This is a genomic window from Seohaeicola sp. 4SK31 (genome assembly GCF_028802875.1).
Classification (GTDB): Bacteria; Pseudomonadota; Alphaproteobacteria; order Rhodobacterales; family Rhodobacteraceae; genus Seohaeicola.
The window spans coordinates 51,702-76,842 of record NZ_JARAMP010000014.1; the positions used below are offsets into that span (position 1 = coordinate 51,702).

26 protein-coding genes are annotated in these 25,141 nt (G+C 65.3%); 16 read left to right on the plus strand and 10 right to left on the minus strand.

Going from position 1 to position 25,141, the window contains the following annotated elements; genetic code table 11:
* Positions 1–70: 70 nt before the first annotated feature.
* On the minus strand, positions 71–703 hold the full coding sequence (locus PVW27_RS12975) for an ImuA family protein (protein WP_274558343.1): 633 nt from the start codon (positions 701–703) through the stop codon (positions 71–73).
* Positions 704–812: 109 nt separating this feature from the next.
* Here PVW27_RS12975 and PVW27_RS12980 point away from each other — a divergent pair, with 109 nt between their 5' ends.
* The 5 genes from PVW27_RS12980 (at position 813) to PVW27_RS13000 (ending at position 5,628) form a co-directional block, all read left to right on the plus strand.
* On the plus strand, positions 813–1,859 hold the full coding sequence (locus PVW27_RS12980) for an aldo/keto reductase (RefSeq protein WP_274558345.1): 1,047 nt from the start codon (positions 813–815) through the stop codon (positions 1,857–1,859).
* A gap of 51 nt (positions 1,860–1,910) precedes the next feature.
* On the plus strand, positions 1,911–2,765 hold the full coding sequence (locus PVW27_RS12985) for a metalloregulator ArsR/SmtB family transcription factor (protein ID WP_274558347.1): 855 nt from the start codon (positions 1,911–1,913) through the stop codon (positions 2,763–2,765).
* Complete coding sequence (locus tag PVW27_RS12990; RefSeq protein ID WP_274558349.1) at positions 2,762–3,772, plus strand: ArsJ-associated glyceraldehyde-3-phosphate dehydrogenase; 1,011 nt, start codon at positions 2,762–2,764, stop codon at positions 3,770–3,772. The genes PVW27_RS12985 and PVW27_RS12990 overlap by 4 nt, the downstream gene beginning before the upstream one ends.
* Positions 3,769–5,013, plus strand: coding sequence for an organoarsenical effux MFS transporter ArsJ (gene arsJ / locus PVW27_RS12995; protein ID WP_274558350.1), 1,245 nt, complete (start codon positions 3,769–3,771; stop codon positions 5,011–5,013). The genes PVW27_RS12990 and arsJ overlap by 4 nt, the downstream gene beginning before the upstream one ends.
* Before the next feature lie 96 nt (positions 5,014–5,109).
* Positions 5,110–5,628 carry a lipocalin family protein gene (locus PVW27_RS13000; RefSeq protein ID WP_274558352.1) on the plus strand — a complete coding sequence of 173 codons (519 nt, stop codon included), beginning with the start codon at positions 5,110–5,112 and terminating at the stop codon, positions 5,626–5,628.
* Positions 5,629–5,675: 47 nt separating this feature from the next.
* Here the strand turns inward: PVW27_RS13000 and PVW27_RS13005 are convergent, their stop codons facing one another.
* Positions 5,676–6,536, minus strand: a complete 861-nt coding sequence (locus PVW27_RS13005) for a helix-turn-helix domain-containing protein (protein ID WP_274558354.1) — start codon at positions 6,534–6,536, stop codon at positions 5,676–5,678.
* 105 nt (positions 6,537–6,641) lie between these two features.
* Here PVW27_RS13005 and PVW27_RS13010 point away from each other — a divergent pair, with 105 nt between their 5' ends.
* A complete protein-coding gene (locus PVW27_RS13010; RefSeq protein WP_274558355.1) occupies positions 6,642–7,556 on the plus strand; it encodes a fatty acid desaturase in 915 nt (304 codons plus the stop codon).
* A gap of 21 nt (positions 7,557–7,577) precedes the next feature.
* Positions 7,578–8,480: an EamA family transporter gene (locus tag PVW27_RS13015; RefSeq protein ID WP_274558357.1), complete on the plus strand. Its 903-nt coding sequence runs from the start codon at positions 7,578–7,580 to the stop codon at positions 8,478–8,480.
* Here the strand turns inward: PVW27_RS13015 and PVW27_RS13020 are convergent.
* Positions 8,443–9,147, minus strand: a complete 705-nt coding sequence (locus PVW27_RS13020) for an NUDIX hydrolase (protein ID WP_274558358.1) — start codon at positions 9,145–9,147, stop codon at positions 8,443–8,445. The genes PVW27_RS13015 and PVW27_RS13020 overlap by 38 nt on opposite strands.
* Positions 9,148–9,171: 24 nt before the next feature.
* Positions 9,172–9,591 (minus strand): DUF983 domain-containing protein, encoded by a 420-nt coding sequence (locus tag PVW27_RS13025; protein ID WP_432762079.1) that lies wholly within the window; start codon positions 9,589–9,591, stop codon positions 9,172–9,174.
* A 249-nt stretch (positions 9,592–9,840) separates the two neighbouring features.
* Between PVW27_RS13025 and PVW27_RS13030 the strand changes: the two genes are divergently transcribed.
* The 4 genes from PVW27_RS13030 (at position 9,841) to PVW27_RS13045 (ending at position 11,999) form a co-directional block, all read left to right on the plus strand.
* Positions 9,841–10,395 (plus strand): EF-hand domain-containing protein, encoded by a 555-nt coding sequence (locus tag PVW27_RS13030; protein WP_274558360.1) that lies wholly within the window; start codon positions 9,841–9,843, stop codon positions 10,393–10,395.
* Between the two features lie 110 nt (positions 10,396–10,505).
* Positions 10,506–11,090: an RNA polymerase sigma factor gene (locus PVW27_RS13035; RefSeq protein ID WP_274558362.1), complete on the plus strand. Its 585-nt coding sequence runs from the start codon at positions 10,506–10,508 to the stop codon at positions 11,088–11,090.
* Positions 11,083–11,463, plus strand: coding sequence for a hypothetical protein (locus PVW27_RS13040; protein WP_274558363.1), 381 nt, complete (start codon positions 11,083–11,085; stop codon positions 11,461–11,463). Before PVW27_RS13035 ends, PVW27_RS13040 begins: the two co-directional genes overlap by 8 nt.
* A 2-nt stretch (positions 11,464–11,465) precedes the next feature.
* Positions 11,466–11,999, plus strand: coding sequence for a periplasmic heavy metal sensor (locus tag PVW27_RS13045; RefSeq protein ID WP_274558365.1), 534 nt, complete (start codon positions 11,466–11,468; stop codon positions 11,997–11,999).
* A 12-nt stretch (positions 12,000–12,011) separates the two neighbouring features.
* Here the strand turns inward: PVW27_RS13045 and PVW27_RS13050 are convergent, their stop codons facing one another.
* Positions 12,012–13,475 (minus strand): diguanylate cyclase, encoded by a 1,464-nt coding sequence (locus PVW27_RS13050; RefSeq protein ID WP_274558366.1) that lies wholly within the window; start codon positions 13,473–13,475, stop codon positions 12,012–12,014.
* Between the two features lie 110 nt (positions 13,476–13,585).
* Between PVW27_RS13050 and PVW27_RS13055 the strand changes: the two genes are divergently transcribed.
* Complete coding sequence (locus tag PVW27_RS13055) at positions 13,586–13,870, plus strand: DUF3572 domain-containing protein (RefSeq protein ID WP_274558367.1); 285 nt, start codon at positions 13,586–13,588, stop codon at positions 13,868–13,870.
* Positions 13,871–13,882: 12 nt separating this feature from the next.
* On the opposite strand, the gene PVW27_RS13060 is transcribed toward PVW27_RS13055, so the two are convergent.
* Complete coding sequence (locus PVW27_RS13060) at positions 13,883–14,338, minus strand: MarR family winged helix-turn-helix transcriptional regulator (RefSeq protein ID WP_274558368.1); 456 nt, start codon at positions 14,336–14,338, stop codon at positions 13,883–13,885.
* Between the two features lie 125 nt (positions 14,339–14,463).
* On the opposite strand from PVW27_RS13060, the gene PVW27_RS13065 reads away from it, so the two are divergent.
* From PVW27_RS13065 to PVW27_RS13080, 4 genes are all read left to right on the plus strand, one after another.
* Positions 14,464–15,153, plus strand: coding sequence for an HAD family hydrolase (locus tag PVW27_RS13065; RefSeq protein WP_274558369.1), 690 nt, complete (start codon positions 14,464–14,466; stop codon positions 15,151–15,153).
* Positions 15,154–15,275: 122 nt separating this feature from the next.
* Positions 15,276–16,835, plus strand: coding sequence for a trimethylamine methyltransferase family protein (locus PVW27_RS13070; RefSeq protein WP_274558370.1), 1,560 nt, complete (start codon positions 15,276–15,278; stop codon positions 16,833–16,835).
* Positions 16,836–17,020: 185 nt separating this feature from the next.
* Positions 17,021–17,632, plus strand: a complete 612-nt coding sequence (locus PVW27_RS13075; protein WP_274558371.1) for a heme NO-binding domain-containing protein — start codon at positions 17,021–17,023, stop codon at positions 17,630–17,632.
* Positions 17,633–17,635: 3 nt separating this feature from the next.
* Entirely contained in the window at positions 17,636–18,715 is a 1,080-nt protein-coding gene (locus PVW27_RS13080; protein WP_274558372.1) for a GGDEF domain-containing protein, read from the plus strand.
* Between the two features lie 92 nt (positions 18,716–18,807).
* Here the strand turns inward: PVW27_RS13080 and PVW27_RS13085 are convergent, their stop codons facing one another.
* The 4 genes from PVW27_RS13085 to PVW27_RS13100 form a co-directional block, all read right to left on the minus strand.
* Positions 18,808–19,734: an NAD-dependent epimerase/dehydratase family protein gene (locus PVW27_RS13085; RefSeq protein ID WP_274558373.1), complete on the minus strand. Its 927-nt coding sequence runs from the start codon at positions 19,732–19,734 to the stop codon at positions 18,808–18,810.
* Between the two features lie 119 nt (positions 19,735–19,853).
* The gene (locus PVW27_RS13090; RefSeq protein ID WP_274558374.1) at positions 19,854–21,248 is read right to left on the minus strand and encodes an efflux transporter outer membrane subunit; all 1,395 of its coding nucleotides are present in this window, start codon (positions 21,246–21,248) and stop codon (positions 19,854–19,856) included.
* Positions 21,249–21,571: 323 nt separating this feature from the next.
* Entirely contained in the window at positions 21,572–22,912 is a 1,341-nt protein-coding gene (locus PVW27_RS13095; RefSeq protein WP_274558375.1) for an HlyD family type I secretion periplasmic adaptor subunit, read from the minus strand.
* Positions 22,905–25,124, minus strand: a complete 2,220-nt coding sequence (locus PVW27_RS13100) for a type I secretion system permease/ATPase (RefSeq protein WP_274558377.1) — start codon at positions 25,122–25,124, stop codon at positions 22,905–22,907. Before PVW27_RS13100 ends, PVW27_RS13095 begins: the two co-directional genes overlap by 8 nt.
* Between the last annotated feature and the right edge of the window lie 17 nt (positions 25,125–25,141).

A 25,141-nucleotide genomic window follows, 5' to 3' on the forward strand; every position in this document is an offset into this window, starting at 1 on the left:
CTGTTGCCTGAGTATTTGGGGAAGGATGAAGGGGCGGGGCGTGCGCCCTTCATCGTTCTTCAAATACTCTTCATGCAACTGCGGCCCGGATCGGTCCGGTTGCGGCATGAGTGGGGCCGTGCAATTGCCAGTCGCGGGGCGGGTCTTGCCGTGCGCGCAGGCGGCGCAGGGTCCAGCCTTGCCGGTCGGGCCGGTGGGCGGGGGCCATGTGCCAGCGGGACTCCACCCCCTGCGCGCCGCCATCCTCGGGCGTCAGGATCAGGCCAAGGGGGGCGAAGGCCCCTTCAGCGGCCCCTGTTTCGGCGGCCAGATGCAGGCGACGCACAGGTGTCAGGCCGGGGGGCGCGGGCAGGTCGGCCACGACAAGAGGGGCGGCACCGCTGCGCAAGCATTCCTCCATGCACCAGAGCAGGTCTTCGGGGCGTTTGGGGGACAGATGCAGAAAGCCTTCGGGCCGGGCCAGCCCCACCATCCCATCCGGGTTGGGCCGGTCGGGCAGGTGGCGCGGGGCGATCCAGATCACCGGGCCGGGGCCTTGGCGCTGCACCGCGCCCGCCAGCCAGATGGCAAAGCTGCGCCGGGCGGGGCCGCAGGCTTCGTGCAGGCGGGCCAGCGTCAGGCGGATGTCGCCGGTCAGCATCAGGGCCGGGCGGTCACGCTGCGGGGCGCGGGTCAGAAGGGTGGGGTTGAGGGGAATCGTCATGGTGTCAGTCTAGCATGTTCCTGATTTGTTCCAAATCCCTTTTCGGGGGTGACGCAGCCTGAAAACAGGTTAGGTTCCGCCGCGATCACGTATGAAGGAGACCGATCCGATGAAGATGAATCCGCTGGGCCGCACTGGCCTGATGGTGAGCGAGCTGTGCCTTGGCACGATGACCTATGGCACCCAGACACCCGAGGCCGAGGCCCATCGCCAGATCGAGACGGCGCTGGCGGCGGGGATCAACTTCATCGACACCGCCGAGATGTATCCGGTGAACCCGGTGGCCAAGGAAACCATCGGTCTGACCGAAGAGGTCATCGGCAACTGGCAGGCGGCCAACCGGGGGCGGCGGGGCGAGTATATCCTGGCCACCAAGCACACGGGCGAGGGGATGGCCCATGTGCGCGACGGCGCGCCCATCACATCGGCCACGATTCCGGGGGCGGTGGAAGGATCATTGAAGCGGTTGAAAACCGATGTGATCGACCTTTACCAGTTTCACTGGCCCAATCGCGGATCGTATATGTTCCGGCGCAACTGGGGCTATGATCCTTCATCCCAGAACCGGGCCGAGACCATCGCCCATATGGAAGACACGCTGGAGGCGCTTCAGCGTGAGGTCGAGAAGGGCAATATCCGTCATTTCGGCCTGTCGAATGAAAGCGCATGGGGCACGACCCAATGGGCGCGGATCGCGGATGCGCGGGGCTGGCCGCGTGTCGCCTCGATCCAGAACGAATATTCGCTGATGTGCCGGATGTTCGACACCGATCTGGCCGAGGTGGCGGCGAATGAGGATGTGGGGCTTTTGGCGTTCTCGCCATTGGCGGCGGGGCTGCTGACGGGCAAGTATCAGGGGGGTGTGGTGCCTGACGGGTCACGCCGGTCGCGCACGCCGGATCTGGGCGGGCGGATCACGGATCGCGCCTTTGTCGCGGTGCAAGCCTATCTGGATCTGGCGACAGAGTTCGGGATCGACCCGGTTCATATGGCGCTGGCCTGGGCGGCGGGGCGGCCTTTCATGACGTCTGTGATCTTCGGGGCCAGCACGCAGGATCAGTTGGATCATGTGTTGGCGGGTGCGGGGATGACCCTGCCCGAAGGGCTGGCGGCGCGGATCGACGCGCTGCACCGGGCGCATCCTTTGCCGTATTGATTTCGCCACGACTCGGCTTGACTGTATCCATATTTCCGGTATTCAGGAAATATGGATACAAACCTCGCCATTTCCGCTTTTGCGACCCTCGGCCATGCCGGGCGGTTGTCTGTGTTCCGCCTTCTGATGCGGCACATGCCGCAGGGCGTGCGTCCGACCGAGATCGCGGACGCGCTTGATCTCAAACAGAATACCCTCTCGCACCATCTGGCTGATCTGGAACGGGCGGGGCTGATCCGCGCGACCCGTCAGGGGCGGTCGATTTTCTACAGCGTCGATCTGGAGCGCGCCGGGCAACTTGTTACATTTCTGGTCGATGATTGCTGCCGGGGGCGGCCCGAGATCTGCGCCCATCTTCCGGGGGCCGAGATGTTATCACACACAGGACAGGAGACGAGGATGTTCAACGTATTGTTCATCTGCACCAGCAATTCCGCGCGCTCGATCTTTGCCGAGGCGCTGTTGAACGAGCTGGGGCAGGGGCGTTTCCGCGCCTTTTCCGCTGGCACCATCCCGCGCGGGGTGCCGCATCCACGTGCGATTGCCCTGCTGGACCGGGCCGGGTTCGCCACCGACGCGCTGCGGTCCAAGGACCTGTCGGAATTCGAGGGCGAGGGCGCGCCGGTGATGGATTTCGTCTTTACGGTCTGCGACCGCGCGGCATCGGAGGAGTGCCCGCCCTGGCCCGGCCATCCGCTGAGCGCGCATTGGGGCATCCCCGACCCGGTCAAGGAGACCGGGACCGAGGCGGAGCAGGCGCTGGCCTTTGCCACAGCATTTGACGCCATGCGCCGCCGTATCGCGGCCTTTGTCGCCTTGCCCATGGCCGAGCTGGATCGGATCAGCCTGCAAAAACGCATTGATGACATTGGCCAGGATGCCAATCACAAGGGAATATCCGCATGACCCGTATTGCGCTGAACGGCTTTGGCCGCATCGGAAAATTGCTGCTGCGGGCGCTGGCGGATGACCCCGCGCAGGGGCAGATTGTCCTGCTGAACGATCCGGCGGGACGCCCCGATCAGCATGCGCTGCTGATGGAGTTCGATTCCGTGCATGGCCGCTGGCGCGGGGATATCGCTTTTGACACCGATAGCCTGACCCTGAACGGGCAGCGGATGCAGGTGACAGCTCACAAGCGGATCGAGGATCTGCCGCTGGCGGCGCTGGGCGTCGATCTGGTGCTGGATTGCACGGGCGTGTTCAAGACCGCCGAGAAGGTGGCGCCTTACTATGCGGCGGGGGTCAAGAAGGTGATCGTCTCTTCGCCCGTCAAGGATGGCGGGGCGTTGAACCTTGTCTACGGCGTGAACCATCACCTCTATGATCCGGGGCAGCATCACCTGATCACGGCGGCCAGTTGCACGACGAATTGCCTGGCTCCGGTTGTGAAGGTGCTGCGTGAGGCGCTGGGTATAAAGCACGGATCAATCACGACAATTCACGATGTGACAAATACGCAGACCATCGTGGACAGGCCCGCCAAGGACATGCGCCGCGCGCGGTCGGCCTTGATGAACCTGATCCCCACGACGACCGGAAGTGCCACGGCGATCACGCTGATTTACCCGGAACTGAAAGGCCGTTTGAACGGCCATGCGGTGCGGGTGCCGCTGCTCAATGCCTCGATCACCGATGCGGTGTTCGAGATGGAGCGGGCGACCACGGTGGAAGAGGTGAACGGCTTGTTCAAGGCCGCCGCCGAGGGCGATCTGAAGGGAATTCTGGGCTATGAGGAGCGTCCGCTGGTGTCCTGCGATTATCGCGGCGACCCGCGCTCGGCCATTATCGACGCGCCCTCGACCATGGTGGTCAATGGCACGCAGGTGAAGGTTTACGCGTGGTATGACAACGAGTGGGGCTATACCTGCCGGATGGCCGATATTGCCCGCATGGTTGCGGGGGCGATGTGAGCGCAGCCGCACCCAGCGCCTTGCGCGCCTATGCGGCGGTGACGGCGGCCTATTGGGCCTTCATGCTGTCGGATGGCGCGCTGCGGATGCTGGTGCTGCTGCATTTCAACGGGTTGGGGTTCAGCCCGGTGCAACTGGCCTGGCTTTTCCTGTTGTATGAGGTGGCGGGGATCGTCACCAACCTGTCGGCGGGCTGGATTGCCGCGCGGTTCGGGCTGACGGCAACGCTTTATGCGGGGCTGGGCATTCAGATCGTGGCGCTGGCGGCGCTGGCGCAGTTGGACCCGACATGGACGGTGGCGGCCTCGGTCGCGTTTGTCATGGCGGTGCAGGGGGCGTCGGGCGTGGCCAAGGACCTGTCCAAGATGGCGTCGAAATCGGCGGTCAAGGTCTTGGCCCCCAAGGCGGATGGGGGGCTCTTCCGTTGGGTGGCGCTGCTGACCGGATCGAAGAACGCGGTCAAGGGATTGGGCTTTTTCATTGGCGCGGCGCTCTTGGGGCTGGTCGGGTTCGTGCCTGCGGTCTGGGCCATGGCGGGCGTGCTGGCCGTGATCCTGACGGCGGTGATGCTGTTCATGCCGGCGGGCCTGCCTGCGGGCAAGAAAGAGGCGAAGTTTTCGCAGGTCTGGTCCAAGGATGCCCGCATCAACCGGCTGTCGCTGGCGCGGATGTTCCTGTTTGGGGCGCGGGATGTGTGGTTCGTCGTGGGTATCCCCATCTATTTCCAGTCGGTCCTGTCGGACGGAACGCCCGAGGGGGCGCGGGCTGCGTTTTTCCTGATCGGCGGGTTCATGGCGCTGTGGATCATCGCTTATGGCGCGGTGCAGGCGAGCGCCCCGCGTCTGCTGCGCGCGGCGCTGCGGCCTGAATCCGCGATCGTGGGCCAAGCGATCCGCTGGGCGGGGCTGCTGGTGCCGATCCCGCTGGCGCTGGCGGCGCTGGCCTTTCTGGCGGGGGCGCCAGCGGCTTGGCTGACGGGCAGTCTGGTGGCGGGGCTGTTGCTGTTCGGCTTTGTCTTTGCGATCAATTCGGCGGTGCATTCCTATCTGATCCTGGCCTTCACCAGTGATGCGCGGGTGACGATGGATGTGGGGTTCTACTACATGTCCAACGCGGCGGGGCGGCTGTTGGGCACGCTTCTGTCCGGTCTATCCTATCAGATTGGCGGTGTGCCGCTGTGTCTGGCGACGGCAGGGCTGATGGCCGGGGCAAGCTGGTGGGCGGTGCGGCGCTTGCGCTGAGCCTTGCCGATCGACAGGTATCGCCTTGCGCGACAGGGGCGCGCGCCCCTAGGGTGCGGGGCGGCGATGCGCTGCTCTGCCCTGACAGGAGTTCTGATGCCCATCCTTGCCATCCGTCTGCGCCTTGGCCTGCTGGCGCTGGTCTTGCTGGCAGCCTGTGCGGCCCCGCCCCCCAAGGGCGAGGGATTTCGTGACACAAGCGCGCCCTTCGCCTCGACCCAGCGGTTCGAGACGGAGCGGTTTCTGGGTGAATGGGTGCAGATTGCCGCTTTCGCAACGCCGGAGCAGGTGGTGACGGCAGAGCGGCATCTTTACCGACGCGCCACGACCGGGCAGATCGTGGCCGATGTGACGGGGCCGGATGGCGCGGCAGTGCGGCGCGTCTATGCGCTGGAGGGACCCGGACGCTTGCGCCCGGTGGCACCTGAGGGCGAGGCTCTGTGGGTGCTTTGGGTGGATGAGGGGTTCCGCACCGCCGTTCTGGGCACGCCGTCGGGGTCGCAGGCGTTCATTCTGGATCGCAGCGCGATATCTGCGCCCGACCGTCTGCGCGCGGCGCGTGAGATTTTGGACTGGTATGGCTATGACTTGGCACGGTTGCAAAATGCCCGCTAAGGCGCGGATTTGAGTATTTATGGCAAGATGAAGTCGGCGCGCCTTGGTTATTGAATGCGCGCGCGCAGGTCTTGCAGATGGGTGGTCAGATCGCGGGCCGAGATGCTGGCTTCGCGCACCAGATGGTCGAAATGCTTGGTGAAGGCCTGCACCCTTTCACTGTCGCGGAAGGCCACATAGTTGCGTCCGATATAGAGCACGGCCAGCAGAGGGCCGAAGATCGTTATCGGCGCGGAATAGACGCGGCGCGCATCGAAAAGATAGAGGCGCAGGCCCGGATAGAATTGCCGGTGCAGGTCAAGGAAGCGGTCGATCTGTTCGATCCGGATCGCCTCTGACAGACCGGTGTAGTAGCCGGTGCCGAGGGCGAAGCTTTCCATCTCGTGCAGGGGCAGGGCGATCTCGTAATCGGAATGGGCCCCGCGCATCCAGTTCAGCCGGTCCTGCGAGGCGTTGATCGCCTGTTCCGTCGTGCGGCCCAGATGGGGGGTATATTCCCAGTCCAGCAGGCTATGTGTCTTGAGCATGTCGGGCAGGCCAGCGGGGACGTGGCGGATCTTGTAGCCCGCCGCCTCGCGGTGCCAGCTGAAGATCTGTTCATCCACCAATGCGCGCGGCGCTTCGGTCAGCGAGAGCGATGTGGCCAGCAGGTCGGCGGCGCTTTCGGGCCTGTCGGACAGTGACAAAAGCCAGTCTGCCGACACGCCGAGAGCGGCGGCGCATTCGCCCACCACCTGCGCATTGGGAAGACGCGCGCCGGTATCGGACAGAAGCTGCGACACGGTCGAGCGATCCACGCCGATCTGGCGGGCCAAGGCGCTCTGGCTCAGGCTCCGGCGTTCCATCGCGGTGGCGAGGCGCTGGCGGAATTGTGTGGCGCGCTGGCGTTTGTCGATAATATCTCTCATTTGGTGATCTTTATCACATTTGTCGAGAATTGTTAATCATATTCAGAATACACACAGGGCCTGCGGCGGCGTAGGTCTGGGGAAATGCAAAGAAGTCAGTCAGATATGGGCAATACCTCGTTTCGCGCTGGGGCTCGGGCGGTCGAATGGCCGACGCTGACCCTTCTGGGGATATGTTATGCGGTCTGGGGAATCGGCACCACCTTGGCGGCGGGCTGGTTCCTGCCCTTGGGCATGGTGATGGTCGCGCTGGCGGCAGCGCTGCATTCCTCGCTTTGCCATGAAGCGCTGCACGGGCATCCGACGCGGGCCAGGTGGTTGAACGAGGCGCTTGTGTTTCCGGCGCTGACGCTGTGGATTCCCTATCTGCGCTTTCGCGACACTCATCTGGCGCATCATCAGGATTCGATCCTGACCGATCCCTATGACGATCCCGAGAGCAATTATCTGGACGCCGGAGTCTGGGAGCGGCTGTCACCCGTGACACAGGCAATCCTGAACCTGAACAACCGGCTGATCGGGCGGTTGCTGATCGGTCCGCTGGTGGGGCAGGTGGCCTTCATGGCGGGCGATTGGCGCGCAATCCGGGGTGGCGACAGGGCGGTCTTGCGCGGGTGGCTGTGCCATATCCCGGCGCTGGGTCTGGTGGTGTTCTGGATGGCGGCGCTGGGGCAGATGCCGGTCTGGGCCTTCCTGCTGTCCAGCTATGCGGCGCTGTCGATCCTGAAGATCCGCACGTTTCTGGAGCATCAGGCCCATCTGCGCGCACGTGGCCGCACTGTGATCATCGAGGATCGTGGCCTGCTGGCGTTCCTGTTTCTGAACAACAACCTGCATGTGGTGCATCACATGCATCCCAAGCTGCCGTGGTATCGCTTGCCGGCCCTCTATTTCGCGAACCGCGCGCGGTATCTGGCCCGCAATGACGGCTACATGTTCCGCTCTTATGCCGAGGTGTTTCGCCGTTATCTGTTCAAGGCCAAGGATCCGGTGCCACATCCCCTCTGGCGTCGCCCCTGATTTGCGGGCATGACAGCGCCCATGGAAACATGGGTCATCGCCACTGTCCTTGCTGCGGGGTTTCAGACCGCGCGATTCATGCTGCAAAAACAGCTGAGTATGGGGGCCTTGTCCACGGCGGGCGCGACCTTTGCGCGGTTCATCTATTCCTCGCCCTTGCTGCTGCTGCTGGTCGCGGTCTATCTGGCTCTGCGCGGTGTGCCGATGCCGGCGCTGTCGGGGCTGTTCTGGGTTTATGCGCTGCTGGGCGGGCTGGGGCAGATCCTGGCCACGATCTGCGTGGTGGCCCTGTTCCGCGAGCGCAATTTTGCGGTGGGGATCACCTTCAAGAATACCGAAGTTGTGCTGACCGCCTTTGCCGGGCTGCTGGTATTGGGCGAGGCGGTGACGCCTGCAGGACTGGCGGCGATCCTGCTGGGGCTGGTGGGAGTGCTGGTCCTGTCGGGCACGCCGGGGCTGACCGGGAACTGGCTGCGGCGTCTGGCGTCACGCGCGGCGGGGCTGGGGCTGCTGGCGGGGGCGTTGTTCGCGGTGTCGAGCGTGGCCTATCGCGGGGCGTCGCTGGAACTGGCCAGCGATGATCCCTTCCTGCGGGCGATGGTGACGCTGGCAGCGGTGACCGCGTCGCAGACCATCGCGATGACGCTCTGGCTGCGCTGGCGCGAGCCGGGGCAGATCCGTGCGGTCGTGTGTGTCTGGCGTCGCGCGGTCTGGATCGGGCTGACCTCGATGGCCGGAAGCCTGTGCTGGTTCACCGCCTTCACCTTGCAGAACGTGGCCTATGTCAAGGCGGTGGGGCAGGTCGAGCTGATCTTCTCGCTGGCCGCGTCCATCCTGTTCTTCAACGAGAAATTCACCCGGCGCGAGGCGGTGGGCATCGCGCTGATCAGTGCGAGCGTCCTGTCATTGGTCCTATTCCTTTAAGACGCAGGAAGAGGCTTTCCTCTTCGCTGTTCTTGAAGAAGGGCACAGAGGCGGGCGGTTCGGTCTCACGCGCGCGGGCCGCGACCTCGGCCAGAACCACTTCGGTGATGAAGGGCAGGTCGAATTCGCGCACACGCGGCAGCGGTATCCATTGCAGATGTGAAAGCTCGTCGCAGGCAGCGCTGAAATCATCGGGGTCCGAGGCCAGATCGTCGGCATCCACCAGAAAGAAGCGCGCGTCGAAGCGGCGGGGGCGGCCCGGTGGGGTCACGGCGCGGAAGACGAATTGCAACGGATGGGCGGCAGGCATGTGGCCGGTGGCGGCGAAGGTCTGCCAATCCGGGGGCGGGCTGGTCCAGAGGCCCTTGGCGCCGAGGACCAATCCTGTCTCCTCCCACAGTTCGCGGATGGCGGCGGCGGCGAGGGCATGGGCGAGATCCGCAGGCGCGTCATCGCAGAGCCGCCCGGCGCAGAGATCGGGCAGCGGCGTGACAAGGGGCACCGCGCGATCCGCGTCATCCACCGCTCCGCCCGGAAAGACGAATTTGTCGGGCATGAAGGCCGCGCTTGAGCCGCGCTGCCCCATCAGGACATGCGGATCGCGATGGCGGTCGCGCAGCACGATCACGGTCGAGGCATTGCGGATGGCGGTCTTGTCGATGGTCATGGCGTTCCCTTCACGGTGAAAGGGTCACGCGGCCTTGCCGAAACCATACATCAGCCGGGCCCATTGCAGGCCTACGATCGCCCCTTTCAATCTGGGCAGAAGGTAGAGCGAGAGCGCGACAGATCCAAGGGCGAAGATGGTGAAGAGGATCAGCGGCTCGGGGCGCCATGTCTCGAATACGAAAAGCAGCATCGGGGCCATCAGATGTCCCACGAACAGGATCGTCAGATAGGCCGGACCATCATCGGCGCGGTGGTGATGCAATTCCTCGCGGCAGACAGGGCAGGACTTGCGCACCGTCAGATAGCCGCTGAGCAGCGGGCCGCTGCCGCAATTGGGGCATTTGCCGCGCCAGCCCTTCCACATTGCGGGCCATGTTTCGCGTTGGGGCGCGTTGCTGTCTGCGGTGATGTCGCGGCTGGGCGCGTCGGCGGTTTCGTGCATGTGGTCGAGCATGGGGGCCTCGGATTCGGACAAGGGCGGACTGTCTGCCTTTTCCGCCAGGGTTGGAAGCGCCGATCCGGGCACCGCGTCCTCATGTCGCAAAATTTCGCTGGCGGGCAGAGTGTGGTGACGCCTGTGCCAAAAAAACATGCGCCTGCTGCGACGGAAGCCCGGCGGCGGCGCGTAACAGATGCAGAACACGGGCAAAGGGCCGGTGCTTCGCAACCCAAGACAACTGGAGAGAACAAGATGAAACGTGCCGTTCTGATTTCGGGGCTGACCGCCCTTGCACTGGCCGGAACCGCAGTGGTCGGTGTGGCCGCCTCCCATGGCAAGGCCGGTATGGGTGGCCATATGGGTGGCGTCATGGGCGAACGGGGGGCGATGATGCCTTTCGATGAGATCGACACCGACAGCGATGGCAAGATCACTGCAGACGAGATGAAGGCCCATGCCGATGCCCGTTTCGGCGCGGCGGATGCCAATGGCGACGGGTTCATTGATGCCGCAGAGATGCAGGCGCATATGCTGGCGCAGGCCACCGCCCGGATGCAGGAGCGCAGCACCCGTATGATCGAGATGATGGATGCCGATGACGATGGCAAGCTGTCGGTCGAGGAAATGCGCGCCGGACCCCGGAACGGTGACCGGTTCGAGCGGATGCTGTCGCGTCTGGACAAGGACGAGGACGGCGCGATCTCGCGCGAGGAGATGGAGCAAGCGCGTGCCCGCTGGGCCGAACATCGCGGCGGCCATGGCAAAGGCCATGGGGGTGATCACGGACGCGGTCGCGACGCCGACTGATCGTCGCTGGGTCAGGGGTGGGTCGACCCGCCCCTGATACCGCCCGTCCGACCCTGCGTTGCGGGCTTTTGATTGCCGCAAGGACGGGGACAGGATAGGCCGTAAGGACCATGCAGATGCCCTTTGACGCCCAGTCGGACGTGGACGACCACATCCTGCTCCGCCGCTTTGCCGCTGGCGATGACGAGGCGGCGCGTGTCTTGACGCTGCGGTTGACGCCGCGCGTCTTTGCCCATGCGATGCGGTTGCTGGGCGACCGGGCCGAGGCCGAGGACGTCGCCCAGGAGGCCATGCTGCGCCTGTGGCGGATCGCGCCGGAGTGGCGCGCGGGCGAGGCCAAGGTGTCCACTTGGCTATACCGCGTGACGGCCAATCTGGCGACCGACCGGCTGCGCAAGCGGCGCGGGGTGGCGCTCGACTCGGTGCCCGAGCCAGAGGACGGGGCACCCAGTGCCGCCGAGGGTTTGCAGGATGCAGCCCGGGCTGCGGCCTTGCAGGCGGCATTGGCGGCGCTGCCCGAGCGGCAGCGGCAGGCGGTGGTCCTGCGCCATATCGAAGGTCTGGGCAATCCCGAGATTGCCGGGATCATGGACATCAGCGCCGAGGCGGTCGAAAGTCTGATCGCCCGGGGCAAGCGCGCGTTGAGTGCGGCCCTGTCGGGTCGTCGCGCAGAACTGGGGTATCACGATGACTGATCATAGACAGCACCCGCCCGAGACCGACCCGTTGGAGGATTTCTTCGGCGCGGCCCGTCGCATGGCCCCGGAGCCGTCCCCGGCGTTGATGGCGCGTGTTCTTGAGGATGCGCGGGCCGTGCAGGCCACCTCTGTCCGGGGGCGTGTTGCGCGCCCCGGTCTGCTGGCGCAGCTGCGCGAGGCCCTGGGCGGCTGGCCTGCCATCGGCGGGCTGGCGACAGCCGGGGTGATGGGGCTGGCCATCGGGATCGGTGCGGCGACGGGTCTGGGCGATCTGACGGCGGCCCTGCTGGGGCAGCCGGGTGACGCCTATCTTGTCGATCTGATGCCGGAGCTGGATTTCGACATCGCCATGGACCTGAGCGAGGGCTGAACATGACATTTCCCACAGACCCCCAGACACCACAGCCAGCCACCCGTGCCCCGTTGCGCGGGTGGATCAAGGGGCTTCTGTTCGTCTCGCTTGCGCTGAACGTGGCGGTTGCGGGGCTGGCGATCGGGGCGGTGCTGCGCCATGGCGACATGTCGGATCATCGCCGCAGCAAGGCGGATCAGTTCGGCGGACCCTATACCAGTGCACTGACCCGTGAAGACCGGCGCGCCATCTGGCGCGAGATGCGCAGCCTGCACCGCGAGGGGCGGCCCAGCCGCGCCGAGATCCGGGCCGAGTTCGAGGCAGTGGTCGCGGCGCTGCGGGCCGAGCCCTATGACGCGGCGCAGGTGCGCGCCATTGTCGGGCGGCAATTCGAGGCGGGCATGGCGCGCCAGCATATGGGACAGGCCTTGCTTCTGGACCGGATCGACGGGATGAGCGCGGCCGAACGCGCGGCCTTTGCCGACAGGCTGGATGAGCGTCTTGCGTCATGGCGCGAAGGGCGGACCCGCGCGCGTGACGGTTCGACTGATTGATGGCGGCGCGGGTCAGGCGGCTGTATTGCTGATGGTCACCTGATTGCGTCCGCAGGCCTTGGCCCCGTAAAGGGCCTGATCCGCACGATCCAGAAGACGCTGCACGGTATCGGTCAGCGGATCATCCAGCGCGTCCTGCAACCGGGGCAGCCGGTGCCCCATCGCCACACCAATGCTGACCGTGACATGTTGGGGCATGGCGTGGCTGGGCAGGTCGAACGGATCCTGTGCGATGATCCGGCACAGGCGGCGTGCGGCCACCCGCGCCTCGGTCCGGTTGGTGTCGGGCAGGGCGATCAAAAACTCCTCTCCGCCGATACGCGCAACCAGATCGACGGCGCGCAGGTTGGACCGCAGGCGCCGCGCCACCTCGACCAGAACGGCATCGCCTGCGGCATGACCGAAGCGGTCGTTGATCCCCTTGAAATGGTCCAGATCGGCCAGCATCACGGCAAAATGCCGCCCGCTCTGCGTGGCGTGGTTGGCCAGTCGCGCCAGATGGGGCAGGGCGTAGCGGCGGTTGTAGAGCCCGGTCAGCGGGTCCGTCACTGCCGCGCGCAACCCGTCGCGCAGCGTGCTGCGCAGGTCATCGGCCATGCGTTTGCGTCGGATCAGCTTGGCAATCCGCAAGGCCAGTTCCGTCCCGGCGCAGGGACCTGCGACCACATCCCCGGCCCCCAGATCCAGCGCATCGGCGGCGGTATGGTTGTCCGGTTCCGGCAGGATCACCAGGGCCGCTGCGTGCCGCGTTTCGGGGTGGGCGCGCAGTTCGGACAGCAAGCGCAGGCTGGGCGAGATCAGTGGCCGGTCCATCACGAGGACGCAGAGATCGGGCGTGTCGCCCGGCGCCACGTCGCGCAGGAAGCTGCGGCTGTCATGCCGCGTGATCTGACCCAGCCCCATGCCATCCAGATCGTTGCCCCATGGCACATCCGGGTCTGCCGCATCCGACAGGATGCAGATGCGGGGCGGCGGTGCATAGTCCCGTGCGGCATCGGCAAAGCCCAGCGTGCGGCTGGTGCCTTCGCGCAGATGGGTTTCCTGCACCGCATCGCCCACCCGCATCAGGCTGCGCAGGCGGGCCTGCAACAGCATGTCATCCAGCGGAAAGGCCAGCACATCCTCGGCCCCGGCGGCCAGCGCGTTCAGGCGCAGATGATGGTCGGTCTGGGCGGTCAGCATCAGCACCGGCGGGCGGGTGATCCGCGCCGCGTCGCCCGGGGCGGCGGGCTGGGTCTGGCTGTCCGGTGCCTGCGGCCCGGACGGGCCGGTGATCGCCCGACACAGGGCAAGACTGTCGCAATCGCCAAGCCGGGCGCTGATCAGAACCAGATCGGGGGGCTGGCGTGCCAACAGCTCCAGCGCCTCGGCCCCGGTGCTGGCCTGCATCACGTCATAGAAAGCCGCAGCCAGCCGCGCCCTGAGCAGGATACGGTTGGTGGGGATATCGTCCACGATCAGTATTCTGCCGGGCATGGGGTCGCGCCTTGCTGAGCCGAGTGTTGAGGCTGCGGGGGGCCACTTGCCTCTCGCCTTGATCCAGTTACTACTCGAAGGGTTAAGAAACTCTTTCCGGAAGCGTGAAAATGAGATCCGAGCAGGAACAGGCCGAAACCCTTGCCATTCAGGCGCTGGGCTGGATGGCCGGCAATGACGAGGTGCTGGGCCAGTTCATGGGGGCCAGCGGGGCCTCGATCGACGATCTGCGCGCAGGTGCGGGTGACCCGGCCTTTCTGGGGGCGTTGCTGGATTTCCTGATGCTGGAAGATGCCTGGGTCATCGCCTTTTGCGACTCGGTGAACATGCCCTATGACGCGCCGATGCGTGCCCGCGCGGCCTTGCCGGGCGGGGCACAGATGCACTGGACCTGAGGCCGCTGGCTGTCAGAGCGTGTTGAGCGGCGCGTCATCCGCGGGGCGCAGTTTGGCCAGCAGGCGGATCAGCATGTCCTGCTCGCCTGCGTCAAGCTGTTCGGCCATGATCGCGGCATTGGCCCTTGCAAAGGGGGTCGCGGCGCGGATCGCCTCACAGCCCTTGTCGGTCAGCTCCACGCGCCGGGTGCGCCGGTCCTCGGTTCCGCTGGAGCGGGCCAGAAGGCCATCCGCCTCCATCTGGCGCAGGGCGCGGCTGGTGGCGGTGCGGTCGATGCCCACGAAACCTGCGATATCCGAGGGCTGCGACAGCCCCTCATTGCCCACGGCCAGCAGCACGCACCAGGTGGTGCGGGTCAGGCCAAGCGTCTTGAGCGCCTCATCCAGCCGCCGTTCCTGCTGACGGGCGGCAACCGAGAGATGATAGCCCAGCGAGGTGTGCAGGCGGTAAGGTCCGGTGGTATCCATGCGCGCCAAGGCACAGGATCGGGGCGTGAAAGTCAAGCACGGGCAGGGCTTGTCAGGGGCCCGTCACATCGCCACTTTAGCGCAGGCCCGACAAGGGGGCGGATCGCAACAACGGGGCAGGGCACATGCGGGTGGATGGTATCATTTTCGACAAGGACGGCACGCTGTTCGATTTCCGTGCGACATGGGATGTCTGGGCGCTGGGCGTGATCGAGGAATTGTCGGGCGGGGATTCGGCGCTGGCGCGGCGGATCGCCGATGCGGCGGTGTTCGATCTGGTCAATCGCGCCTTTCTGCCGGAAAGCCCCATCATCGCCGGCACCAACCGCGAGGCCGCCGAGGCGATTGGTTCGGCCCTGCCGGGGCGGTCCATCGAATCCATCGAGGCTTTTCTAAGCGCGCGTGCCGCCGTGGCGCCGCTTGTGCCGGTCGTTCCGCTTGACCCCTATCTGACGGGGCTGGCCGCGCGGGGTCTGGCGCTGGGCGTCATCACCAATGACACCGAAGCCGGGGCGCTGGCGCATCTGACCAGCGCCGGAGTGCTGGCGCATTTCGCCTTTGTGGCCGGGTTCGACAGCGGGCATGGGGCGAAACCCGACCCCGCTCCCCTGCTGGCCTTTTGCTCAAGAACCGGGCTGTCACCTGACCGGGTGGTGATGGTGGGCGACAGTCACCATGATCTGCTGGCCGGGCGGCGCGCCGGGATGCAGACTCTGGGCGTGCTGACGGGCACGGCCCTTGCCGCGGATCTGGCCCCGATGGCCGATGCGGTGCTGCCCGATATCGGCCATATCCCGGCCTGGCTGGTGGCCTGAACCCGGTCAACGGGTCGCGTTGCGGGGTGCAATCTCGAAAAGCGACCCATTGTCGTCGCAATCGGAAAGGCGCGTTGCCCTTGGCGGTAGTTTGCTGGCCACCTGAGAGACAGGAGGCCCAAATGTCCGACGAGGTACAGCGCAGGAAACGCAGCGGCGGGCGGGCCGGTGCCGCCACGCGACGCGGCACGGCCACCATCGAGCAGATGCCATGGCGTCTGCCGGTCAATCAGGACCGCCCCATCGCGCCGTTGACCGAGGAGGGCGTGCAGCGCATCCACGAGGCGGCGATGTACATCCTTGAAGAGATCGGGATCGAGTTCCTGAACCTCGAGGCACTGGAGATCCTGCGCGAGGCGGGCTGCACCGTGCAGGGCGAGAACGTGCGTATGGGCCGCGACTTCGTGATGGAGATGATCGGCCGCGCGCCCCGTCAGTGGACGATCACCCCGCGCAACCCGGCGCGCCAGTTGACCATCGGCGGCGATCACATCCTGTTCGGCAATGTGTCCTCGCCCCCCAATTACTGGGACATGGCGACGGGGCGCAAACTGTCGGGCACGCGCGAGATGTGCCGGGATCTGCTGAAACTCAGCCAGTATTTCAACTGCATCCATTTCATCGGCGGCTATCCGGTGGAGCCTGTGGACGTGCACGCCTCGGTCCGGCATCTGGATGTGCTTTATGACACGCTGACCCTGACCGACAAGGTCGCCCATGCCTATAGTCTGGGCAAGGAACGGGTCGAGGATGTGATGGAGATGGTCCGCATCGCGGGCGGTCTGAGCCACGAGGAATTCGACGCCAGCCCGCGGATGTTCACGAATATCAACTCGACCTCGCCGCTCAAGCACGACATTCCGATGCTGGACGGGTGGCTGCGGCTGGCGCGGCGGGGGCAGGGGCTGGTGGTGACGCCTTTCACGCTAGCCGGGGCGATGGCGCCGGTGACCATGGCGGGCGCGGTGGCGCAAAGTCTGGCCGAGGCGCTGTGTGCCGTGGCGTTGGCGCAATGGGTGCGCCCCGGCGCGCCCTGCGCCATCGGCACCTTCACGTCGAATGTGGACATGAAATCCGGCGCGCCTGCCTTTGGCACGCCCGAATACATGCGCGCCACGCAGATGACCGGGCAATTGGCGCGGTTCTACGGCCTGCCGCTGCGGTCTTCGGGGGTGTGTGCGGCCAATGTGCCCGATGGCCAGTCGATGTGGGAGACATCGAACAGCCTGTGGGCGGCGGTGCAGTCGGGCACGCATATGGTCTATCACGCGGCGGGCTGGCTGGAGGGCGGGCTGATCGCCAGCCCCGAGAAATTCGTGATGGATTGCGAGGTCTTGCAGCAGATCCAGCGTTATATGGAGCCGGAGACCTTTGCCACGACGCCCGAGGATCTGGCATTGGAGGCGATCCGCGAGGTCGGGCCGAACGGGCATTTCTTCGGCATCCAGCACACGCAGGACCGTTACGAGAAGGCGTTCTATCAGCCGTTTCTGTCGGATTGGCGCAACTACGAGGCCTGGGATATCGCGGGGGCCGTGTGGACCCATGAGCGTGCGCACGCGATCTATCGCCAGATCATGGCGGAATTCGAGGCCCCGCCCATGGATGTCGCCGTGCATGAGGAGCTTTTGTCCTTTGTCAGCCGCCGCAAGGCCGAAGGTGGCGCGCCCACGGATTTCTGACCCGCAAATGATGCGGGAAGGGGGGCTGTCTGCCCCCCGCGTCCAGCTGCGCTGAACGCCCCCCCGAGGATATTTGGCGCAAGAAGAAGACGGGCCTGGCGCGGGAATATTCTTCAAATTGAGGATATTGCCTGAATCTTAATCCTTCGCGGCCAGACTGGCCGGAGCGAGGGAAAGGATGTGTCATGCACGGGCTGTTCAACAGGGCGATACAGTGTTTTGTGACCGATACGCAGGGCAGCGATATCTGGGCCGACGTGGCGCGCGGTGCTGGTCTGGACGGGGCGGGCCTTGCTGCGATGTTGAGCGAGGACCCCGTGGTGACGCGACAGGTGCTGGACTCAGCGGCCCATGTCATGGCCCGACCACAGGCGGAACTGCTGGAGGATATGGGCACCTATCTGGTGTCGCATCCCAATGTCGGTGCCTTGCGCCGCCTGCTGCGCTTCGGTGGCGAGGGGTTTGTCGATTTCCTGCACTCGCTGGATGATCTGCGGGATCGGGCAAGGCTGGCCGTGGCCGATCTGGAACTGCCGCAACTGGAATTGCAGGAGCATGCCGCCGATCGTTTCTCGTTGCGATGTCTGACCGGTGCACCCTATCGGCAGGACCGGGCGATGACCGGGTTCGGCCACGTCATGATGGGGGTGTTGCGCGGCATGGCCGATGACTATGGCGCGCTTGTCGTGCTGGATCATGCGGGGCATCAGGCCGGTGCCGAGGTGATCGAGATCACGCTGGTCGAGCGGTGCTTCAGCACGGGGCGTGATTTTGCGCTGGGCCGGCGGGCGGGTTGACCCATGGTGGCGGGGCGGTCGGTGTCGCAAAGGATGCAGGCGGGGCGACAGGATGAGGCGGTCCGCGGGCCGGGCGATGGCTTGGCCGACGGGCCCGATGCGCCGCATGCCGACAAGATGGGCTGGCCGGACGGGCTTTGTCAGATGCTGGATGTGCTCTGCCCGATGCACCTGCTGATCGACCAAAAAGGCCAGATCGCGCATGTTGGCCCGACCCTGCAGCGGTTACAGACCGCTGCCATGCCGGGTCGTCCGTTTCTGGACCTGTTCACCGTGACACGGCCGCGCGGTATCCGCCTGCTTGCCGATCTGTGGCGGGCCGAGGGATGCACCCTGCGCCTGATGTTGCGTGACGGTCCCGGCACTGCCTTCAAGGGATGTCTAGTCCGCAGCCCGTCGGGGATGGTGCTGAACCTGTCCTTCGGGATCTCGATACTGGATGCGGTCAAGGATTACGCGTTGAGCAGTGCGGATTTCGCGCCGACCGACATGACCGTCGAGATGCTGTATCTGTTCGAGGCAAAATCCGCCGCGATGGAGGAAAGCCGCAAGCTGAATCAACGGCTGCGCGGGGCCATGGTCGCGGCCGAGGAACAGGCGCTGACCGATATGCTGACCGGTCTGGCGAACAGGCGCGCGCTTGATCAGCGATTGTCCCGCCTGCACCAGAGCCGTGAGGGCTTTGGTCTGATGCATCTGGATCTGGACCGGTTCAAGGCGGTCAATGACACGCTGGGCCATGCGGCTGGCGATCATGTCTTGCGCCATGTCGCATCCGTGCTGACCGAGGAGACGCGCGGCGGTGACACGGTGGCCCGGATCGGCGGGGATGAGTTCGTGCTGCTCTTTCCCGCGTTGCAGGACAGGGCCCAGCTTGACGGGATCGCCATGCGGATCATCGACAGGCTTGGCGCGCCGATCCCTTATGGGGCGGATATCTGCCGGATCGCCTGCAGTATCGGCACGGTGCTGTCGGGCGACTACGCGCCGGGCGACCGGACCCGGATGATGGCGGATGCGGATGCGGCGCTATACCGGGCCAAGGCGGCGGGGCGTGGCTGCCACCGGTTCTTTCGGACGTGAGGCGTGATCGTATCATGCACAAGGTCCGGATTGGCCGAAAGACGTTGGGGCTCTTGCCTGTGACCTGCGCGCCATGTTGGCCGGGATGTCGTTCACAGGGCTGGCGGATCGCCGCGGGTGACATGGCGGTGCAATCCTTCGCGCAGGGGAACTTGCGGCTGCCAGCCCAGCACCGTTTCCGCGCGACGATTGCACAGGACGTTGGAGTGGACGTCATGGATTGCCGGGATGTGGCGGGTGCGCAGCCGTTGATGCGTAAGATCGCCGATCAATGTGATCAGTGCGGCAAGCGTGGTGCCGGTGCCGCTGCCGATGTTCAGGGTCAGGACGGGATTCTGCATCTGGTGGTTCAGGCAGAGCGAGACGGCGCGGCACAGATCGGTGATATGGAGATAGTCCCGCAAGGCCGCGCCGTCGCCAATGATCTGGAAGAGGCTGTCGGTGTGATAGGCGCGGAACAGGATCGGGATGACGCCCTGGTTCGGCTTGGTGAGCGTGCTGCCATAGGGGTTGGATACGCGCAGGATGATCAGTTCGAACCCGCGGGTGATCGCAAGATGCGCCATCGCATGTTCCAGCAGAAGTTTGTGCAGACCATAGTGGCTGATCGGGGCGGTGGGATGCGTCTCGGGGATCGGCAGACGCAGCGGGTTGCCATAGACTGTGCCACCCGAGGAAAGGAAGATCAGCCGACCGCGCCAGCCACGGGTGAGCAGAGCCTCGATCATGGCGATATGCGGTTGGATATGGTCCTGAGTGAGGGTTGCCACACTGGGGAAATGCTGCCGTGGATCGGACAGCCCGGCGCAATGCAGGATGGTCGCCTGCCTGTGCCCATGCGTGAACCAGTTCGCGTCAAAGAGGCTGTCAACGATGATCTGCGCGGGATGATCGGTTGGCAAAAGGGGGCAGGGCTTTCGCGAGACGGCCCGGAGGCTGGAGCCGGTATCCTGCATCAGATGAAGGGTCAGTTCAGCGCCCAGAACCCCGGACGCGCCGGTGATGTAAACATCCGCCACACAGATGATCCTCGTTACCAAACAAGCAGGTCGGCACATGACCTTTGCCGAAGTTGAGCAGCCCCGCCGTCCGGATGCAACCGCTCAATGACGGCATCCCCAAACCCGGCGGACCTGGCTCAGTCCGCCGCCGCCATCATGGCGCCGTAGCTGTTGCCTGCGCCAAGATTGACGTTGAGGGCGATGTAGCTGCGTCCGACCTGCCGCAAGGCATTGGCAAGGCCCGCATTTGCCACGGCAAGGTTCTGTTCGGCGTCGATCAGGTCGCGGATCGTGCCGCCGTCCCGGTTGACGCTGTCGCGGGTCAGGCGAACGGCCTCGGTATACAGGCGCACGGTTTCTTCCGAGGCGCTGCGGGCCCTGACGCTGGCATGATAGTCGCCCAGCGCGCTTTCGACGTCTCCGATCGCTTCAAGCACGGCCAGACGCCATGCGGTATGGGCCTGCCGCACCCTCGATTCACGCAGTTCCACCGTCGCTCTTGCGGCGCCAGTGGGCAGAAGCGGCAGGCGCAGGGCCGGGCCGAAGATGTAATCCGTGTTGCGGTCGCCTGACAAAGAGGCAAGGCTGATTGTCCCGCCCAATGACAATTGCGGATAGAGCGCGGCACTGGCAACCTTCACGTCCCGCAGCGCGGCATAGTAACTGCGTTCGGCAACGCGGATATCGGGTCGGTTGCGCAGCAGGTCGGCTGGGATGCCGACCTGTGGCGACATTGCCACCCGCGGCTGGCTGGCCCGGCTGTCCAGATCAAGACCGGGTTGTCCCGGGATTCGCCCCGACAGGACGGCGATTTCGGACTTGAGCGCGGCGATGGCCGCCTCCAGCCCCGGAATGGTCGCGCGGGTCTCGGCCACAAGAGCCTGCGCGCGCACAAGGTCGATCCGCGTGGCCGCGTCGCCCTTGACCAGCGTGTCGATCAGGTCGAGCGTCTGGCGGCGCGAGCGCAGTTCGGTGTGGCGCAGGCGCAGACTGGTCTGCTGGAAACGCAGATCGACATAGGCATTTGTCAGATTCAGCAAAAGCAGCAGGCGGGCGGCGTCCAGTTCCGCATCCGCCACGGCCAAACGGGCGCCCGCAGCTTCGACCTGCGCGCGGCGGGCGCCATAGATATCCAGCAGCCAGTCAAAGCCAAGCGCCGCCTCTGACCGGGTGATATCCGGCCCGCCATCCTGCTGTTCGCGCTGCACCCGAACGCTTGGTGACAGATTGGCCGCCTGGGGCAGGGTGTCGCGCGCGGCGCGGGCCTCGATCACACGCTCCCGCGCCAGATCAAGGCTGAGGCTGCCCGAAAGCGCCTGATCGACCAGCCGGTCCAGCGTCGGGTCCTTGAAGTTCCGCCACCAGTCCAGATTCTCCAGCACACGTGGCACGCTGTCGGCCTGCGTCTTGTAGGAGGCCATGAAGGGAAAGATCGGAGCGGTGTAGGGAGTATCGGTGCAGCCTGCACCCAGCGTCAGCCCGGCCAGCACAGCAACGCCCCGCCCTGCCTTGCGCCAGTAGAAATCGCTCATGTCGATGTCCTGCCTGTGATGTTCCATCCGTGCCGGACTTTGACGCCAGCTTGTCGGGCGGAGGTGCTCAAACGCCGAGGGTGCGGGCAGATCGCCTTAAAAACAAGGAAAAACGAAACCCTTCCGGGAGAGTGTGGCCGCAATGCAATAACCCATTGGTTGTTTGAAGATAGGCCGATGCTCAATTTGCGGGGGACATTTGCTGTCACCTGCGGCGGATCGGTCCCGCGCGTCCGCTCGGGACCGCGCGTCACACCGGCAGCGCACGTATCGTGCTACGCGATCAAATTCGTGATATTTCACAATGGCTTGGAAGAAGCGGGCTATTGCTCGCGGAAGGCGCGGGACATGCTGTCCAGAACAGGTTTGATCAGGTATTGCGCGAAGGTGCGTTCCTCGGTCTGGATCATGATTTCCGCGGGCATGCCGGGTGTCGGAGAGAAGTTCTGAACCCGCTGCATTTCCTCGGGGGCGACTGTCACACGGGACAGATAGACCTCGCGGCGTGTGCCGGTCGAGCCGTCGGCAATCGCATCCGCCGACACATATTCGACCGATCCGTTCAACACAGGGGTTGTGCGCTGGTTCAATCCGGTCAGGCGGACGGTCGCTTTCTGGCCCACATGGACGCTGTCGATATTGGTGCGCGGAACCAGAACCTCGATGATCAGCGGCGCGTCTGCGGGCAGGATCTCGACGATGGGACGGCCGGTTTCCACCACACCGCCGGTGGTGTGATAGTAGAGCCGGACCACGGTGCCCGACACAGGCGCCAGAACGGCGGTCCTGTCGAGGATGTTCTCGGATTTGCGCTGCTGTTCGCGCACGCTTTCCAGCTCGCTTTCGATGGTCTGCAACTGTGTCAGTGCGTTGCGGCTGTAGTCGTCGCGTGTCTTGGCGATCTGCGCGTCGAACTTGGCGCGCATTTCGGTCAGCTCGGCAATCTCGGCCTCCAGCCGTCCGACCTGTCCATCGGCTTCCAGCATGGCGCGGCGCAGGGCAAGCGCCTCGCTTCGCCGCGACAGGCCGCTTTCGACAAGCTGGGTCTTGGCCTCCAGCTCTTCGGCCAGAAGGGCAAGCTGGCTTCGTGTCGCTTCAAGCTGGATGCCATAGCCCGTGGTCCGGATGTCCAGCGCGTCCAGGTTGCGCGAGATGACACTGATGTCATTGGCAAGGCTGGCGGTCGATGCCTGAAAGGCAAGAACCTGCCCGTCAAGGATCATCGCGGCTTCGGGGTCTGCCCGTTCCGCCTCAAGATGGGCGGGAAAGATCAGTTGCGCCAGATGTTGCTGTTCAGCCATCAGCCGGGCCTGTGTCGCTTCCAGACGGATGCGGCGCAGCGTCAATTCGCGTGTGGTGGCCAGTGCAAGTGTCTGGTCCAGCGTCAGCATGATCTGACCCTCGGTCACGCGGTCGCCTTCCTTGACCAGAATGTCGGCGATGATGCCGCCTTCCAGATGCTGGACGATCTTGTTCTGGCCGGTCGCCACGAAACTGCCCTGCGCGATGACGGCAGCGGCGAGCGGGGCCATCATCGCCCATGCGCCGAAGCCGCCGAAGCTGATCAGCATCAGCACAAGGCCAAAGAGGGCCTGCTTGCCAATGGAACGCGGGACCTCCTGATACCAACTGTCGGGACGGGGAAGGGCGGTCATGTCAGACATGGCGGGGTGTTCCTGACTGCGGTTGTGGCGCGATGCCGGCGGGGCCTTGGCCCGCCGCCTTGCCCGAGACTTGCGCGTTCTGCGCGGCGGCGGGGTTCAGTTGCGCCATGACCTTGTCGCGCTGTCCGAACAGGGCGACGCCGCCATTGGCCAGCAGCATGATCTTGTCCACGACATTCAGCAGCGATGGTTTCTGCGTGATCACCACAACGGTGATCTTTTCCTTGCGGGCGTGGTCAATGGCGCGGGCCAGCGCCTTGTCGCCCGCCGTGTCGAGGTTCGAGTTCGGTTCGTCCAGCACGACAAGGCGCGGGTTGCCGAAAAAGGCGCGGGCCAATGCGATGCGCTGTTTCTGCCCGCCGGACAGGGGCGCGCCATCGGCAGCGACCATCGTCTCGTAGCCCTGCGGCAGGCTGGCGATCATTTCATGGACATCGGCCAGGACGGCGGCGTGGTGGATCTGCTCATCCGTGGCGTCGGCGCGCATCCGGCCGATATTGTCCTTGATCGTGCCGGGGAACAGTTGCACGTCCTGTGGCAGATAGCCGATGTTTTCGCCCAGCTGGCGCGGGTCCCAGTTGCGCAGGTCCATCAGATCCAGCCGCACATTGCCCGATGTGGGCAGGATAGAGCCCACCAGCATCTTGCCAAGCGTGGTCTTGCCCGCGCCGGAATTGCCGATCACGGCCAGCGTATCGCCGGGGTCCAGCGCGAAGCTGATCCCGTTCAGGATCACCTGCTTGGTGCCGCCGGGCACATAGAGCAGGCGTTCCACGTTCAACCGGCCTTCGGGGCGGGGCAGCCATAGGCGTTCGAACTGCAACCGCGAGCCGCGCAGCAGGGCCGCGACCCGGCCATAGGCGGCACGCGAAAGGATAAAGGCGTTCCAGCCCTCGATCGACCCCTCGATGGGGGCGAGCGCGCGGCCCGCGACGATAGAGGCGGCGATGACCATGCCGCCGGTGATCTGCCCGTCGATGGCAAGGTAAGCGCCCCAGCCCAGCATCCCCACCTGCGTCAGCATCCGCACCGCGCGGCTGACCGAGGCGCTGATGATGTTGCGGTCCTGCGCGCGGACCTGCGCGATCAGGGAGGCGGCGGTGTCACGACCCCAGATCGTGACCGCCTCGGGGATCATGGCCATGGCGTTGATGATCTGGCTGTTGCGCGACATGGAATCCAGATGCATGTTCGCCTTGGCCTGCGCGAAATTCGCCTCGGCAAATGGCTTGGCGGTGATGCGCTGGTTGACCAGCGCCACGACCAAAAGCAGCAGGGCGGTGACGACGACGATCATGCCCAGATGCGGATGGATCAGGAAGATCACGAAGATGAACAGCGGGGCAAAGGGCACGTCGAGGAAGGAAATCAGCGTGCCCGAGACAAGGAAGCTGCGCAGTTGCTGCAGGTCTCCCAGGGTCTGATACTCGCGCCCCGAGCCGTGCAGCGAGGCGGCGGCGGCGGCGCTCAGAACGGGTGCCCCCAGTTTCGCGGCGACTTCCACGGCGGTGCGCATCAGCATGAACCGGCGGACCGCATCGAACATGGCCTGCAGGATCACAGCCGAGGCGATGACGACCGTCAGCATGATCAGCGTGTCGGTGGAGCGGCTTGTCAGCACCCGGTCAGAGATCTGGAACAGATAGATCGGAATGGCGAGGATCAGCACATTCGTGGCGCAGGTCATCACCATGACCATGCTGAGGTTGCGCCAGACCGTGCGGACACCCTGCCGCAGGCTGAGGTTAAAATCCTCGGGACCCATGCGTTTGTGAAAGGCCGCCCCCTTGTCGCCGCCGCCGCCCTGACCCGCAACGGGTTTGCCGGGGCCGGCCATGACCGGACCGCCTGTCTGACCCTCGATGGTGACGCCGGTCAGGGATGCCGCGCTGGAGTCGCGCAGGGCTTTCATCCTTGTGGCTTCGGTCTTGGGGTCGGCATCCGCCGCGTTGTCCGGGGCAGGGGGCGCCTTGGCGGCGTTCTGGGGCGCGGGGTCCGGTTGCGCCGCTGTCCGTGATGTCGCCTGCGCCGCTGCGTCCGGCGTGGCTTGGGCCGTCAGCACTTCGGGTTCGGCGGTGGCCGTCCGGGTGGCGGGGGCGCCCTCGGGCCAGATCCGCAACGCCGAGGTCAGTTGCAGCGGTGCCGGTCCTGCCCCGCTGTCCGGAACGCTGCGGTCCCGCACCGTTCTGAATTCCAGCGGTCTGTCGATCATCTTGTTCAAGGCGTCTC

Bases quoted from the DNA above. Each gene is read 5' to 3' on its own strand.
- PVW27_RS13070 (WP_274558370.1), top strand. From the start codon at position 15,276: ATGTCCGACGAGGTACAGCGCAGGAAACGCAGCGGCGGGCGGGCCGGT.
- PVW27_RS13060 (WP_274558368.1), bottom strand. From the start codon at position 14,338: ATGGATACCACCGGACCTTACCGCCTGCACACCTCGCTGGGCTATCAT.
- PVW27_RS13000 (WP_274558352.1), top strand. From the start codon at position 5,110: ATGCCCATCCTTGCCATCCGTCTGCGCCTTGGCCTGCTGGCGCTGGTC.
- PVW27_RS13065 (WP_274558369.1), top strand. From the start codon at position 14,464: ATGCGGGTGGATGGTATCATTTTCGACAAGGACGGCACGCTGTTCGAT.
- PVW27_RS13055 (WP_274558367.1), top strand. From the start codon at position 13,586: ATGAGATCCGAGCAGGAACAGGCCGAAACCCTTGCCATTCAGGCGCTG.
- PVW27_RS13015 (WP_274558357.1), top strand. From the start codon at position 7,578: ATGGAAACATGGGTCATCGCCACTGTCCTTGCTGCGGGGTTTCAGACC.
- PVW27_RS13050 (WP_274558366.1), bottom strand. From the start codon at position 13,475: ATGCCCGGCAGAATACTGATCGTGGACGATATCCCCACCAACCGTATC.
- PVW27_RS12980 (WP_274558345.1), top strand. From the start codon at position 813: ATGAAGATGAATCCGCTGGGCCGCACTGGCCTGATGGTGAGCGAGCTG.
- PVW27_RS13080 (WP_274558372.1), top strand. From the start codon at position 17,636: ATGGTGGCGGGGCGGTCGGTGTCGCAAAGGATGCAGGCGGGGCGACAG.
- PVW27_RS13090 (WP_274558374.1), bottom strand. From the start codon at position 21,248: ATGAGCGATTTCTACTGGCGCAAGGCAGGGCGGGGCGTTGCTGTGCTG.
- PVW27_RS13020 (WP_274558358.1), bottom strand. From the start codon at position 9,147: ATGACCATCGACAAGACCGCCATCCGCAATGCCTCGACCGTGATCGTG.
- PVW27_RS13045 (WP_274558365.1), top strand. From the start codon at position 11,466: ATGACATTTCCCACAGACCCCCAGACACCACAGCCAGCCACCCGTGCC.
- PVW27_RS13010 (WP_274558355.1), top strand. From the start codon at position 6,642: ATGGGCAATACCTCGTTTCGCGCTGGGGCTCGGGCGGTCGAATGGCCG.
- PVW27_RS12975 (WP_274558343.1), bottom strand. From the start codon at position 703: ATGACGATTCCCCTCAACCCCACCCTTCTGACCCGCGCCCCGCAGCGT.
- PVW27_RS13025 (WP_432762079.1), bottom strand. From the start codon at position 9,591: ATGCACGAAACCGCCGACGCGCCCAGCCGCGACATCACCGCAGACAGC.
- PVW27_RS13075 (WP_274558371.1), top strand. From the start codon at position 17,021: ATGCACGGGCTGTTCAACAGGGCGATACAGTGTTTTGTGACCGATACG.
- PVW27_RS13095 (WP_274558375.1), bottom strand. From the start codon at position 22,912: ATGTCTGACATGACCGCCCTTCCCCGTCCCGACAGTTGGTATCAGGAG.
- PVW27_RS13100 (WP_274558377.1), bottom strand. From the start codon at position 25,124: ATGATCGACAGACCGCTGGAATTCAGAACGGTGCGGGACCGCAGCGTT.
- PVW27_RS13030 (WP_274558360.1), top strand. From the start codon at position 9,841: ATGAAACGTGCCGTTCTGATTTCGGGGCTGACCGCCCTTGCACTGGCC.
- PVW27_RS12990 (WP_274558349.1), top strand. From the start codon at position 2,762: ATGACCCGTATTGCGCTGAACGGCTTTGGCCGCATCGGAAAATTGCTG.
- PVW27_RS13035 (WP_274558362.1), top strand. From the start codon at position 10,506: ATGCAGATGCCCTTTGACGCCCAGTCGGACGTGGACGACCACATCCTG.
- PVW27_RS12985 (WP_274558347.1), top strand. From the start codon at position 1,911: ATGGATACAAACCTCGCCATTTCCGCTTTTGCGACCCTCGGCCATGCC.
- PVW27_RS13040 (WP_274558363.1), top strand. From the start codon at position 11,083: ATGACTGATCATAGACAGCACCCGCCCGAGACCGACCCGTTGGAGGAT.
- PVW27_RS13005 (WP_274558354.1), bottom strand. From the start codon at position 6,536: ATGAGAGATATTATCGACAAACGCCAGCGCGCCACACAATTCCGCCAG.